This window comes from Lentibacillus songyuanensis, from assembly GCF_039548255.1.
Classification (GTDB): domain Bacteria; phylum Bacillota; class Bacilli; order Bacillales; family Amphibacillaceae; genus Lentibacillus_C; species Lentibacillus_C songyuanensis.
In genome coordinates this window covers 12,537-25,787 of the sequence record NZ_JBCLVH010000028.1, presented here as the reverse complement: position 1 = coordinate 25,787, position 13,251 = coordinate 12,537, and the positions used below count along the sequence as shown (strand labels likewise).

13 protein-coding genes are annotated in these 13,251 nt (G+C 40.1%); 10 read left to right on the top strand and 3 right to left on the bottom strand.

Annotated elements, in window-relative coordinates; all coding sequences use genetic code 11:
• Positions 1 to 4 precede the first annotated feature (4 nt).
• The 3 genes from WMZ97_RS19270 to WMZ97_RS19260 all read left to right on the top strand — a co-directional run bounded on the left by WMZ97_RS19270 (position 5) and on the right by WMZ97_RS19260 (position 1,699).
• Positions 5 to 634: a response regulator transcription factor gene (locus WMZ97_RS19270; protein WP_343273722.1), complete on the top strand. Its 630-nt coding sequence runs from the start codon at positions 5 to 7 to the stop codon at positions 632 to 634.
• 139 nt (positions 635 to 773) lie between these two features.
• Positions 774 to 1,205: a disulfide oxidoreductase gene (locus tag WMZ97_RS19265; RefSeq protein WP_343273721.1), complete on the top strand. Its 432-nt coding sequence runs from the start codon at positions 774 to 776 to the stop codon at positions 1,203 to 1,205.
• A 14-nt stretch (positions 1,206 to 1,219) separates the two neighbouring features.
• Entirely contained in the window at positions 1,220 to 1,699 is a 480-nt protein-coding gene (locus WMZ97_RS19260; protein ID WP_343273746.1) for a thioredoxin family protein, read from the top strand.
• A gap of 127 nt (positions 1,700 to 1,826) precedes the next feature.
• Here WMZ97_RS19260 and WMZ97_RS19255 read toward each other — a convergent pair whose 3' ends face one another.
• Positions 1,827 to 2,321 carry an antibiotic biosynthesis monooxygenase family protein gene (locus WMZ97_RS19255; protein ID WP_343273720.1) on the bottom strand — a complete coding sequence of 165 codons (495 nt, stop codon included), beginning with the start codon at positions 2,319 to 2,321 and terminating at the stop codon, positions 1,827 to 1,829.
• Between the two features lie 196 nt (positions 2,322 to 2,517).
• Between WMZ97_RS19255 and WMZ97_RS19250 the strand changes: the two genes are divergently transcribed.
• The 5 genes from WMZ97_RS19250 to sda all read left to right on the top strand — a co-directional run bounded on the left by WMZ97_RS19250 (position 2,518) and on the right by sda (position 9,137).
• A complete protein-coding gene (locus WMZ97_RS19250) occupies positions 2,518 to 4,716 on the top strand; it encodes a transglycosylase domain-containing protein (protein ID WP_343273719.1) in 2,199 nt (732 codons plus the stop codon).
• A 406-nt stretch (positions 4,717 to 5,122) separates the two neighbouring features.
• The gene (gene hemE, locus WMZ97_RS19245; RefSeq protein ID WP_343273745.1) at positions 5,123 to 6,172 is read left to right on the top strand and encodes a uroporphyrinogen decarboxylase; all 1,050 of its coding nucleotides are present in this window, start codon (positions 5,123 to 5,125) and stop codon (positions 6,170 to 6,172) included.
• A 23-nt stretch (positions 6,173 to 6,195) separates the two neighbouring features.
• Positions 6,196 to 7,137 (top strand): ferrochelatase, encoded by a 942-nt coding sequence (gene hemH / locus WMZ97_RS19240; protein ID WP_343273718.1) that lies wholly within the window; start codon positions 6,196 to 6,198, stop codon positions 7,135 to 7,137.
• On the top strand, positions 7,134 to 8,525 hold the full coding sequence (gene hemY / locus WMZ97_RS19235) for a protoporphyrinogen oxidase (RefSeq protein ID WP_343273717.1): 1,392 nt from the start codon (positions 7,134 to 7,136) through the stop codon (positions 8,523 to 8,525). The genes hemH and hemY overlap by 4 nt, the downstream gene beginning before the upstream one ends.
• Positions 8,526 to 8,999: 474 nt before the next feature.
• The gene (gene sda, locus WMZ97_RS19230) at positions 9,000 to 9,137 is read left to right on the top strand and encodes a sporulation histidine kinase inhibitor Sda (RefSeq protein ID WP_343273716.1); all 138 of its coding nucleotides are present in this window, start codon (positions 9,000 to 9,002) and stop codon (positions 9,135 to 9,137) included.
• A gap of 254 nt (positions 9,138 to 9,391) precedes the next feature.
• On the opposite strand, the gene spoIIP is transcribed toward sda, so the two are convergent.
• Positions 9,392 to 10,513, bottom strand: coding sequence for a stage II sporulation protein P (gene spoIIP, locus WMZ97_RS19225; protein ID WP_343273715.1), 1,122 nt, complete (start codon positions 10,511 to 10,513; stop codon positions 9,392 to 9,394).
• 380 nt (positions 10,514 to 10,893) lie between these two features.
• Positions 10,894 to 11,022, bottom strand: a complete 129-nt coding sequence (yhfH, locus tag WMZ97_RS19220) for a protein YhfH (RefSeq protein WP_343273714.1) — start codon at positions 11,020 to 11,022, stop codon at positions 10,894 to 10,896.
• Positions 11,023 to 11,304: 282 nt separating this feature from the next.
• Here yhfH and WMZ97_RS19215 point away from each other — a divergent pair, with 282 nt between their 5' ends.
• Together WMZ97_RS19215 and WMZ97_RS19210 are read left to right on the top strand one after the other, a co-directional pair.
• Positions 11,305 to 12,036 (top strand): MBL fold metallo-hydrolase, encoded by a 732-nt coding sequence (locus WMZ97_RS19215; protein ID WP_343273713.1) that lies wholly within the window; start codon positions 11,305 to 11,307, stop codon positions 12,034 to 12,036.
• 86 nt (positions 12,037 to 12,122) lie between these two features.
• Positions 12,123 to 13,118 carry a lipoate--protein ligase gene (locus WMZ97_RS19210; protein WP_343273712.1) on the top strand — a complete coding sequence of 332 codons (996 nt, stop codon included), beginning with the start codon at positions 12,123 to 12,125 and terminating at the stop codon, positions 13,116 to 13,118.
• Positions 13,119 to 13,251: the final 133 nt, after the last annotated feature.

The following is a 13,251-nucleotide window of genomic DNA, read 5'->3' as shown; positions in this document are numbered from 1 at the left end:
ATGAATGGTACGTGTTGTGGTGGTAGATGATCATGAAATCGTTCGCAAAGGGCTGATTGCCTATTTACAAACCGATGATGAACTGGACGTGGTTGGCCAAGCATCATCTGGGAAAGAAGGGGCGAGCTTGGTGCTGGCGGAAAAACCGGATGTAGTTTTAATGGATTTAATAATGAAAAATGGTACAGGTATTGAAGCAACCAAGCAAATTATGGATGAATTGCCACAATGTAAAGTTATTATTCTTACAAGCTATTATGATGATGAACAGGTGTTTCCGGCCATTGAAGCAGGAGCATTCAGTTACTTATTAAAAACCGCTTCAGCAGAGGAAATTACTATGGCTATTAAAAAGGCGGCTGAGGGGGAAACAGTAATCGAGCCAAAGGTTGCTGGGAAAATGATGACAAACATTCGTACAGAACCGAAAAAAGCTCATCATGACTTGACGGACAGGGAACTGGAAGTGCTTCTTTGTGTTGGCAACGGAATGACCAATCAAGAAATAAGTGAACACCTGTATATTGGAATAAAAACGGTGAAAACGCATGTCAGCAACATATTGGGGAAATTGGCTGTGCATGACCGGACGCAAGCAGCTGTTTATGTTCATCGCAATAAGCTTATTCGTTAAAAAGGTACACGAAAGCGAACTCATGCTTAACAGAGATTAAGAAATAAAGTGAACACATGAGTTAATCCTCTTTTTTGTTTTTTTTTCATTTCAACTGTATAATACGTGTGTATCTTATCTTAACTAAAGGGGATTACATATGAAAAATGCCAAGTATAATGAAACAATCCTGCTTATTGTTTGGGGACAAGCGTTTATTGCACTCGCCGGCAGTTTATTTTATTCTGAAGTTATGGGATATACCCCTTGTGAATTATGCTGGTTTGAGCGTATTTTAATGTATCCTTTGGTAGTTATCTATGGAGCAGCAGCAATCAAAAGAAACCTGTCGATTGCGATACCGGGACTCATTATGAGCGGAATCGGCATCCTTGTTGCTATGTATCATTATTTGATTCAGAAACTGCCTGCTTTACATGAAGTCGGGGGTTCGTGCGGTATTATTCCATGTAATACGGAATATATAAATTACCTTGGCTTTATTACTATTCCATTCTTAGCATTTATTGCGTTTATCGTTATTTTTGTGTGCCATTTGATTTTGCTGAAACAACAAAAGGGGGAATCGTAACATTGAAAAAGAAAATGATTATTTTTGCGGTGGTAATTGTTGTGCTTTTTGGTGCATTGTATTTTGCGACCGTCTTTAAAAATAAACAAGCTGTGGATGAGCATAACAACCCATACGGAAAAGATGATTTGCGTCAGGCGACTGTCGATCAATTGGACGATCCATTATATCAAAATCAAATCACTCCGGATAAATTAGATGATACGTTAGCTGATAAAGAAGATGCGTTTGTTTATTTTTACAGCCCAACCTGTCCGCATTGCCAACGAGTGACACCGATATTAGTGCCTGCAGCGGAAGATCTTGAAATAGATATGAAAAAGTTTAATCTTTATGAGTTTGATGATAAGTGGGATACGTATGGGATTGAAGGAACACCTACCCTTGTATACTATAAAAATGGAAAAGAAGCAGATCGAATAAGTGGAGAAGGCAAAACGGAGGAACAAACAAAAGAAATGTACCAAAACTTTTTAAAAGAGCATAAAGGGTAGACAGCGACTACAGGGCATAGATTTAGTTCATCCTTGGCAATTTTTGTGGCGTGCATAGTCGAACAACTTCCTGCACCTTGTCTAACCTAATATGAATTGGGGCAAAAAAGCTGCCCCTTTTTACTGCTCATTCTGGTTTGATCATCTGATAAGTTGTTATAAATGGTTTCGCCGCTACATAGGCAGGTGGTTTTGCGGCTTGATTCTGGTGCTGTTTTTTAAAGGTGCTTGATTGTTTCCAGTTCTTGAAATCATCTTCAGATGCCCATTGAGTGACAACGACATACGTATTGCCTTTGCGTGGACGAAGCAGACGGAACGCTTGGAACCCTGGCATGTTGGCAAGCCCGCTTTTTCGTTGCTTAAATCGCTCCTCGACTATCTCTGTTTTGTCGTCAACTACCGGGATATGATTCATTACAGTGTAGCCCTCTTTTTCGATTGCGCCGCTGGATTCCGCTATGTCAAATGCACTGCCTGCCACAAATACATTTTTTCCTTTTCCTTCATAGTAAGCCAACGTACCTGAACTTCCCGCCATAAAATAAAACGAGATGTCGGGATATTTGTCTTCAAGTTTTTGCAAAAAATCATACGTTCCTTTCGTCATATATGCATGCACATGTTATTCTCCTCTCGTAAATCAATCATCGGTTCTTTCCAGATTCCACTGAATGAAGTTTCACTTTATATTTATACCCGGCATCCAAAAATTATAACCTGATACAATATTATAATAATTATTATCTGATACTGAATTAAAATACTTTTCGAATGTCGCATTCTGTCGTATAATAGCAGGATAGTAGAGGTGGACTATGAGAAGAAGTGATAGGCACAAAGAAACTAGAAGTGATCGGCATAAAAAAAGAGGCTGGAAGCTGTTGCCGAGGAAACTGAAATGGTCAATTGGTACCATTGGTTTACTCCTCATTTTAACATTAATTGGATACAGTATCATTATTTTCGGCGGCTATCTGATTGTGGATAAAGATGATTTAGTTTTGGATGCCGCGACAACGGTTGAAACGAAGGACGGGAATGTGATTTCCTCCATCTATCATGAAAATCGTACGTTAATCGATCGCGGCGATATTCCGGACCACGTTAAAAACGCCTTTATTGCCATCGAGGACAGACGATTTTATACCCACCGCGGAATTGATATCAAGTCCGCTTTTCGTGCTGTTTATAAAGATATAATTGCGATGGGAAAGGTAGAAGGCGCAAGCACAATTACCCAGCAGCTAGCGAAAAATCTTTTCTTAACAAATGACAAAACATGGATGCGTAAAACAAAGGAAGCGATGGCTGCCATTTATCTGGAACGCCATTATTCTAAGGATGAGATTTTGGAATTGTACTTGAACCAAATGTATTTCGGTAAGGGTGCCTATGGCATTGAAACAGCATCCCAGCTTTACTTTTCCAAATCTGCAAGCGAATTAGATCTGTCGGAAGCAGCACTGTTAGCTGGTATGGCCAAGGGACCAAATGGCTATTCTCCAATTGATCATCCCGAAAAAGCATTAACAAGAAGGAATATTGTACTAAAGGCAATGGATGATACCGGGATGATTTCAACGAAAAAGCGAGTACAGGCACAGGAAAAAAAGTTAGGTTTGCATGTAAAAGAAGAAAAAACGAATCATATTGATGACAGCTACGTGGATCTAGTAATGAAAGAGGCAGCAGATGAGCATGAATTGTCGATTAATGAATTAAAACGCGGTGGATATCGAATCATCGTGAATCTGGATGAAACTACCCAACAAATTGCCTATGATCTATTTCAAAACGAGGACTATTTCCCGGGCAATACTAAGGGGGTACAAGCTGCATTCGTCATGATGGATCAACAGGAAGGGGGAATCGTTGCCGCTATAGGCGGACGAGACTACCAGCTTGGTGATTGGAATCGGGTTGCGGTAAAGCGACAGCCTGGTTCGACAATGAAGCCCATTGCGGTTTACGGTCCGGCGCTGATGCAGAAGAAGTTTCAAGCCTATACATTGATTCCAGATCAGAAAATCGACTATAAGGGATATACAGCGACAAATTACGACGGTCAATACGATGGGGCTGTTTCGATTTACCAGGCACTTGTTGCGTCAAAAAATGCACCGGCTGTCTGGCTGTTAAATAATTTGGGAATAGCTGAAGCGAAAGGGTATCTTAAAAACATGGGGATTTCGCTGCCCGATAAAGGGTTATCAATCGCCCTGGGAGGACTGAAGGAAGGGTTAACCCCAATTGATATGATGCAAAGTTATCGAACTTTTGCTCATAATGGAGAAGTGATTCCCGCCCATACTATTAATCAGCTATACGATCGGGAACAGCAACGGATTTACCAGGCAAAACCTTCGTCAACAAAGGTATTTAATCCACAGGTGGCCTGGAACATGACCGAAATATTGGCATCTGCGGTTGAGCATGGCACGGCACAAGCAGGAGATTATGCTAAAGCATTGGCTGGTAAAACCGGTTCGACCCAGCATCCGTATGTGGATGGGGCGGAAAAAGATGCGTGGTTTGTCGGGTATACTCCGCAATATGTTAGTGCATTATGGATGGGGTACGATAATTCGGATGCGGATCATTATTTAACTGGCGGGAGCGAATATCCAACCATGTTAACGAAAGCAATCTTAACCGAATTGGATAAGCAGAAATCCTTGACTGCTTCCTTTGCAAAGCCGAAACAGGTGGAAGCTTTGCCAAAACCGATTGTACTGCCAGAAAATACCCAGATAAATGCAGCTTACACATTTGGTGGATTGCGAATTGTCAAAGGAAAAATTACCTGGACCGCTGCTCAAGATGATCGGGTGGAATATCATATTTACCAGAAGCAAGAAGGGAAACTTCCAAAGCTGATTGGAACAACAAAAGGTGACGAATTTACCGTAACCGATCTATCGCTTTTTGGATCCAGTTATTATTTTGTTGTCCCATATGACCCGCTTACCAAAACGGAAGGAAAACAGTCTAATTTGGTGGAGTTATCACTATAAAGAAATTTGCCCTGCACGTAACAGGCAGTAAGACCCCCGTTTCACAATTTCGAGGTGAGCTAAAAAGATAACTGGGGGTCAACAGTATGACAAAGATCCGATCCCGTTCTCTGTCTGCACGAGGCGGGTCACAAAGGCGCTGCAGCTCAGATACCTGAGAACTTAGCCGTTGTTGTTCAAATCAGTGGGGGAGTAAAAACAGGCTAAAACTGTCACGTCCTGTGCGTTGAAACCCTCCACTGAATGTAGTTTCAATTCATATAAGACAAATTAATGACAATTAGCCGCATTGGCTATACAGGTATAATAGAAATAGGTATAGTGAATTAGGGAAGTTCATTAAATCACAATCTGGCAATACTATATTTAATATTAATAAGGGACTAGTATGAAAAAGGGTGAGGAAATGGCGAAACAACTTAATGACACGATTATTAAAGCGTATAATGGCGAGCAAACAGATTATACTCCTGTTTGGTATATGCGCCAAGCAGGCCGATCACAGGCAGAATACCGTAAATTAAAAGAGAAATATTCCTTGTTTGAAATTACGCACCAGCCGGAACTATGTGCATATGTGACACGTTTGCCGGTTGAACATTATGGTGTTGATGCAGCGATACTGTATAAGGACATAATGTCTCCGTTGCCAGCGATTGGTGTGGATGTGGAGATTAAGAAAAACATCGGTCCTGTTATTGACAACCCGATTCGTAATTTTCAGGATGTGGAACGATTAGGAACGATTGATCCAGAAGCAGATGTGCCTTATGTACTAGATACGATTCGGCTATTAACCGAGGAACAGCTGGATGTTCCGCTGATTGGTTTTACGGGAGCGCCTTTTACCCTGGCAAGTTACATGATTGAAGGCGGTCCATCGAAAAATTATAGTAAAACAAAAGCATTTATGTATCAGCACCCAGAAAGCTGGTTTTTGTTGATGGATAAATTGCAGGCTATGATTGTCACCTATGTCAAAGCACAAATTCATGCTGGCGCTAAAGCCATTCAGGTGTTTGATTCATGGGTCGGTGCTCTCAATAAAGAAGATTATCGAACATTTATCAAGCCAGTCATGAACCGGATTTTTACGGAATTAAAACAAGAAAATGTTCCGTTGATTTTGTTTGGTGTAGGCGCAAGACATTTACTTCTTGAGTGGAATGATTTGCCAGTAGATGTCATTGGCTTAGATTGGCGCACGTCGATCACTGAAGCAAGACATATGGGTGTGACGAAGGTGTTGCAAGGAAACCTGGATCCAGCTATTCTCCTTTCTGATTGGGAAACCATTGAAGAGCGAACAAAAGGCATACTGACTGAAAGCAGCCAGCAAACAGGTGGACATGTTTTTAATCTGGGACATGGAGTTACCCCAGATATTAAACCAGCAACATTGAAGCAATTAACGGAACTTGTGCACACGTATTCCAAAGCAGTAAAAACGAAATAATATTGCAGAAAGGATGTTAGAAAATGGAAAGAAAACAAATGGGCTTACTTGTCATGGCTTATGGAACACCATACAAAGAGGAAGATATTGAACGTTATTACACTGATATTCGTCATGGCAGAAAACCAACCAAAGAAATGCTGGAAGATTTGCAAAGCAGGTACAAAGCAATCGGCGGTATTTCACCACTTGCTAAAATTACCGAGCAACAAGCAAAAGCACTGGAAACAACGCTTAATGATTGTCAGGAAGAATATGATTTTCATGTCTACATTGGCTTGAAACATATTGAGCCATTCATTGAAGATGCGGTGGAGAAAATGGCAGCCGATGGGATAGAAGAGGCTGTATCTCTTGTGCTGGCACCACATTATTCCACCTTTAGTGTGAAATCCTATAACCAGCGGGCAAGTGAAGCTGCAGCTAAACATGGCAAGCCCAGCATTGTTTCCGTGCAAAGCTGGTATAATGAGCCAGGCTTTATTGAATTTTGGGCAAACCAAATTAATGATGTTTACGAAAAAATGTCAGCCGACGAAAAAGAAAATACGGTATTGGTCATTTCGGCACACAGCCTACCGGAGAAAATTTTGCAAAACGGGGACCCATACCCGGATCAATTAAAAGAAACAGCTGCATTGATTTCTGAGAAAACAGGTATAACGAATTACGCGATTGGCTGGCAAAGTGAGGGGAATACCCCTGATCCGTGGCTCGGACCCGATGTACAGGATTTAACCCGCGAATTGTACGAACAAAAAGGTTATCGTTCGTTTGTATATGCGCCTGTTGGATTTATCGCGGACCACTTGGAAGTTCTTTATGATAATGATTACGAATGTAAAGTGGTTTGTGAGGAATTAGGCGTTAACTACCATCGTCCGGAGATGCCAAATGCACATCAAGGGTTTATCGATGCATTGGCAACGGTTGTCCTGAAAAAGGTAAGAAGTGACGTAAAATGAGGAAACGAATTGTAATTATCGGCGGTGGGATAACCGGCTTGACAGCTGCCTACTATTTGCAAAAAGAAATTCAGGCAAATCAGTTACCATATGAAGTGAAACTTATCGAAGCAAGTCATCGGTTAGGTGGAAAGGTGAAGACGTATAAACGGGATGGTTTTATCATTGAACAAGGACCAGACTCCTTTTTAGAGCGCAAGACGCCTGCCGTAAAGCTGGTTGAAAACCTTGGCATTCAGGATCAGCTAGTCCGCAATGGCACTGGACAGTCCTATATTTTAATTGATAATACATTGCATAAAATGCCTAAAGGATCATTTATGGGTATTCCTGTAAGAAAGCGACCTTTTTTATTTTCCGGGATTGCATCCTGGAAGGGTAAGGCACGTGCAGGACTTGATTTAGCTTTGCCTAGGGGAAAGGCCCAAACCGACCAGTCATTGGGGGCATTTTTGCGCCATCGATTTGGTAATGAGCTAGTTGAAAATTTAATGGAACCGCTGCTATCCGGAATTTATGCCGGCGACATTGATGAGATGAGCTTGATGGCGACATTCCCTCATTTTTATCAATTGGAACAGGAGCATGGCAGTCTAATGAAAGGCTTAGAGGAAACCATGCCCAAACCTCCCAAGAAAAAGAAAACAAAAAAAGGGATGTTTTTATCATTTGCGAACGGGCTTCAGACGTTAATCGATGCATTACAAAAGCAACTGGGTGATATTGTTCAATTAAACACAAAGGTTGATCATATTGAAAGAAAAGACCATGGCTATCATGTACTGTTAGATAATGGTGATGTGGACAAGGCGGATGCTATTATAATGGCAACTCCGCATTATACCGTACCAAGAATGCTCAGTCAATATGATTTCTTTAAAACATTTAACGACATGCCCGCGACATCGGTGGCGAATGTTGCTTTGGCGTTTGATCAATCGGCGATTAAAAAAGATATTGATGGAACAGGGTTTGTTGTTTCAAGAAACAGTGATTTCCGGATTACAGCTTGTACCTGGACACACAAAAAATGGCCAACCACGACACCGAACGGCAATGTATTATTGCGCTGCTATGTCGGTCGTCCGAGCGATCAGGCCGTTGTCGATATGTCTGATGAAGAAATTGTAGCGATTGTCTTAAAAGATTTAAATAAGACAATGAACATTACACAAAAGCCGATATTCAGTGTCGTTTCACGCTGGAAAAATGCGATGCCGCAATATTCGGTTGGACATAAGGAGCGTGTGGCTCAAGTCCGTGGTGAAGCAGCAAAACAGTTGCCTGGCGTCTTTCTAACCGGAAGCTCGTATGAAGGAATTGGGCTGCCCGATTGTATTGAACAAGGCGAACAGGCGGTTAGTGATGTGCTGCGGTTTTTGAAATAATATTTTTGAAGAGGGTCCTTGGAGGAAAGAGACCCTCTTTTTCGCCTTTTCCCGATGTCTTGTTATGTTATATGGATATGATGAATGAAAATATTAAAAAATAGGCATCTAAAGGTATTGTGATTCTGCTTAAGGAAACTGATACAGTGATGGATAAACAGCTCTTCATCGTTTATCCTGCCTTAACGGGAAGTAAGACCCCTACTTCAAGATTTTGAAGTGAAACTAAAAAAGATAAATAGGGCCAACAGCAAGACCAAGGTCAGTTTCTGTTCGGGCCTGCACTAGCACGTCCAGTGCGTCGAAAACCTCTACTGAATGAAATTTCACTTTATTTCTATCACGCGCATTAGACACAGATTATTCACGCTGATTAGACAAATTGTAACTTTTTGAGACTTCTCTATTGTTAATTAACCTTAAACATAGTAAGATGATAAATGTTCGTGTAAAAATGAAAAAGGAGCTCTAGTTATGGAATTAATTTCAGACGAATTACTCATCGAGGCTTACTATAAGGCAGCAAAAATGAATTTGGACAGTCAGTTCATTCATTTGATTAAAAAAGAATTGAGCGAACGTTCCATCTCGGTGGATGAAAATTACGCCTAATGTTCCAGTCGTGATCAAACATAATATATAATAGACATTGTCAAAAAGCATAGATACGTGTAGAAAGCATCCCGGATAGAGTACTAATCCTGAGATGCTTTATTTGCCTCTGCGTATTTTAGATAATTGACATGTCAATTATCTAAAATTATTGGTTCACTGAATTATTTGCAGAAATAAAATGGAAACAGCTCAACACTGCTCCCAAGCTATTTTTAAAAGGCTATTTGCTCCAGTCTCAGAAATGGATCTGTTTAACCATCCACTTTTTCAGCATTTTTGATGTATTGGCTGAGGACATCGGCTAGTGCATCAGCCGTGTTTTGTAATTCTTCATCATCGTTATCTACCCCGCCTACTTCGATTAGGATGGAATTTCCGGACAGATCTTGATTGTAGACACCGTTTCCCTCAGACTTATCCTTTTTGAAGATACCGCGGCTAATTCCTGGGTATTTTTCTTCGATTTTTTTATTCAATTCCTCGGCGAACTGTAAATTCTTTTTATAATCTTTATGGACAACGCCGACTGTAAAGAATACTTTGGCATAGGGCTTCTCGTTGATGGTAGCTGTTGTCACATCTTTACGTTGAGAATCTCGATGGATATCAATAAAATAGTTGAGTGATTTATTGTCGGCCATGACTTTTTCGACCGTTTCCCGTGAGAAATTATAGGAATCATAGTAATTCCATCCCTTAGCATGCAATCCTTCCGTAACGTTTGTTTTATCATGAGCAGCATTCACACCGTCTTTTTTCAATGCATCGGCTAGCATAGATCCCACATAAAAGACGTTTTTCTTATTATCGGTACTTGAAGCCTCACTTGGCTTTTTCTTATTATCCATTAAAGGTAAAAATGCTTCCCACGCATGACTATGATAAATAAATACTTGCTCTGGCCCCTGGCCGTTGGTATCATCATCTGATTTAGGAGGGTCATTTTTTGACTTGTCTGCGTCTTCTTTTAGTAAATTCTCAAAGTCTGGCGGGGGTGACTCAATTGGCATATCTGCTGCAACATCTCCAGTTTTGGAGACATTTACACCACGAGCATATGATTTTAACCCAGGTAATTCGCCCTCCATTAAACTGCTAAAATTCCTGGGTGTTATCCCTGAGGTAACCTTAAATAGTAATGTTGACAAACTCGATGGCGCAATATCATTTCCTTCCAAGTTTGATTTCAAAGCTGGAATCTCAGTACTCATCATCAACAGTAACGTGTTGGTGACGGTATTGGATTCGGTAAGCTGACTAACTAAATCGGATTTTAAATAGTTATTTTGATTTGGAAGGGTAATGACAAAAATAATGGTTAATAAAACAATCATGCTAACGAAAATAACTAGAATACCCTGCCTCAGCTTCATATAAAAACCCTTTCTGCATCTCATGCTATTATTTTAGTGATATAGACCTCACGTTATGAGATTATGCTAGATTTGCTTGAAATAGACGTGTTTTGTAATGGGTTTATATCATTAGGCTGATTCATTTGCTAGAAAGGGTGCTTCAAAAAATTTCTATTTAGCAAACCTTCGATTCTAAATGTTATGGAGTTGTTCTTTTTGTGAGCAAAAAAATAAACAGCTAAAGATTAGCTGCTTAACAATTGTTATCCCACCCGATGGGACATATAATCCGTTACGAGTATCTGAAAGAATGTAAGTTGTAACAGAGACACAAAGAAAAACCCCCAAATAATAAATCAAGTTCACAATGTTATAATACAGTTGTTATACGATCAGTTTTACCGTGCTGGATGATCACATTCGTCACAAACATTACCATAGCAATCCGCTTTTTCATTCATGTCCTGACCACAACGCTGGCACTTCTTCTTCGGTAATTTTTTAAAAAACTCAACGATGTTATCCATGTTCATCCTCCTTTGTTATAGTATCTGTATTGTAATATAACAGTATGATGGTTGTCAACAGTGTGTTACAACAAAATTTAATGAAATAGTGTGTTTTTTCGAAAATAGGGTTGCGAAACTCCTGTTAGAATGGGGATGAAACGGTTTGAAGGTTTTTTAGAAAAAATTTAATTTTAATTTTAAAGACAAAGATTATTCCATTGGATGTATTCTTGATGGGTAGAATATATTGTAGCGTGACAGGTTATATATTGTGTTACAACAAAACGAGGAGTGTTTTTCATGAAATTAACAGTGATTGGTTATTGGGGTGGCTATCCTGCCGCAAATGAGGCCACTTCTGCTTATTTGCTGGAAAAAGATGATTTTGCTTTATTAATTGATGTGGGTAGCGGATCCTTGTCAAAGGTGCAAAATTATAAACATGTCATGGAGCTGGATGCGGTGGTTCTATCTCATTACCATCATGACCACGTAGCAGATATTGGTGTGTTACAGTTTGCCTGGCTGGTTCAATCGTATTTGCGTGAAGAGCAGGAAATTTTGCCGATCTATGGACATGCAGAGGATAAGGAAGGATTTCAGTCGCTTACCCATACATGTACGGAGGGGATAGCCTATGATCCGGAAAACGGATTAACGATAGGGCCGTTTCACTTCACTTTTTTAAAGACCAAACATCCAGTGGTATGTTATGGAATGCGGATAACAGATGAAGAAAAAGTTCTTGTTTATACGGCTGATACGGCCTTTAGTGAGAAATGGAGTGACTTTGCGAAAGGTGCTGACTTGCTAATTACTGATTGCAACTTTTATGCCGATCAGAATGGGAAAGATGCGGGGCATATGACCAGTAAAGAAGGAGCAGCAATTGCTCAACAGGCAAACGTCGCTACGTTAATATTGAGTCATTTGCCGCAATATGGTGATCTCAGTCAGTTGGTGGACGAAGCTGCATCCGTTTTTACTGGTGAAATTCTGCTTGCCAAAGAGGGTCTCACCTGGGGCGAATAGCGGTTATTTCCTTTGATTGCTTGTCCTGTTTGGATTACAATAGATCTAGGACGATCGTCAAGGAAATTAGAGAGGGGTCTTTTCGAATGAAATTTATTGATAATAAAGGAATTACGGATCCAAGCATCAATCTGGCGCTTGAGGAATATGTGCTGCAAAATTTTGGTGAAAAAGATACATATTTGTTATTTTATATTAACCGCCCATCAATCATCATTGGTCGCAATCAAAATACAATTGAAGAAATTAATACAAAGTATGTGGATGACAACGATATCAAAGTAGTACGGCGTCTTTCCGGCGGGGGAGCAGTATACCATGATGAAGGAAATCTAAACTTTAGTTTTATTACCAAGGACGATGGGGACAGCTTTCAAAACTTTGCTAAGTTTACCCAGCCAGTTGTAGAGGCGTTAAATAAAATAGGGGTCCCTGCTGAGTTAAAAGGCAGAAATGATTTAACAGCGGATGGACGTAAAATCTCTGGAAATGCCATGTTCTCGACAAAAGGGCGGATGTTTAGTCATGGCACACTAATGCTGGATTCTGAGATTGAGAACGTGGTTAGCGCATTAAATGTGAAACAGGAAAAAATTGAATCGAAGGGGATTAAATCGATACGCAGCCGTGTAGCCAATATATCAGAATTTCTTGATAAAGAAATTACCATGAAGGAATTTAAGCAACTTATTTTACGATACATTTTTGATGTGGAAGATGTAAACGAAGTTCCTCGTTACGAGTTAACGGACGAAGATTGGGACAATGTTCATCAAATCTCTAAGGAACGTTACCAGCAATGGGAATGGAATTATGGAAAATCCCCATCCTTTAACGTTCAAGCATCACATAAATTTGATGCTGGCCTTGTAGATGTTCGTTTGGATGTTAAAAAAGGAACCATTGATAACTGTAAAATTTACGGTGATTTTTTCGGTGTCGGTGATGTAGCCGAATTGGAGCAACAATTAATCGGTGTACGGCATGAACGTAAAGCAATCGAAAACGCACTTGCCGATGTGGACGTTCCCCTGTACTTAGGGAAAATCCCCAAAGAAGGGTTTATTGATTTATTGTATTGATTTGAAAGGCTGTCGATATTTCCGGCAGCCTTTTTTTACGGGGATTGTAAAGTATTATTTATAAACATCCATCCAAATGCAGTAATTCATTATCAGCATTTTACTAATACACGTACTAAATTTGTATGTGATC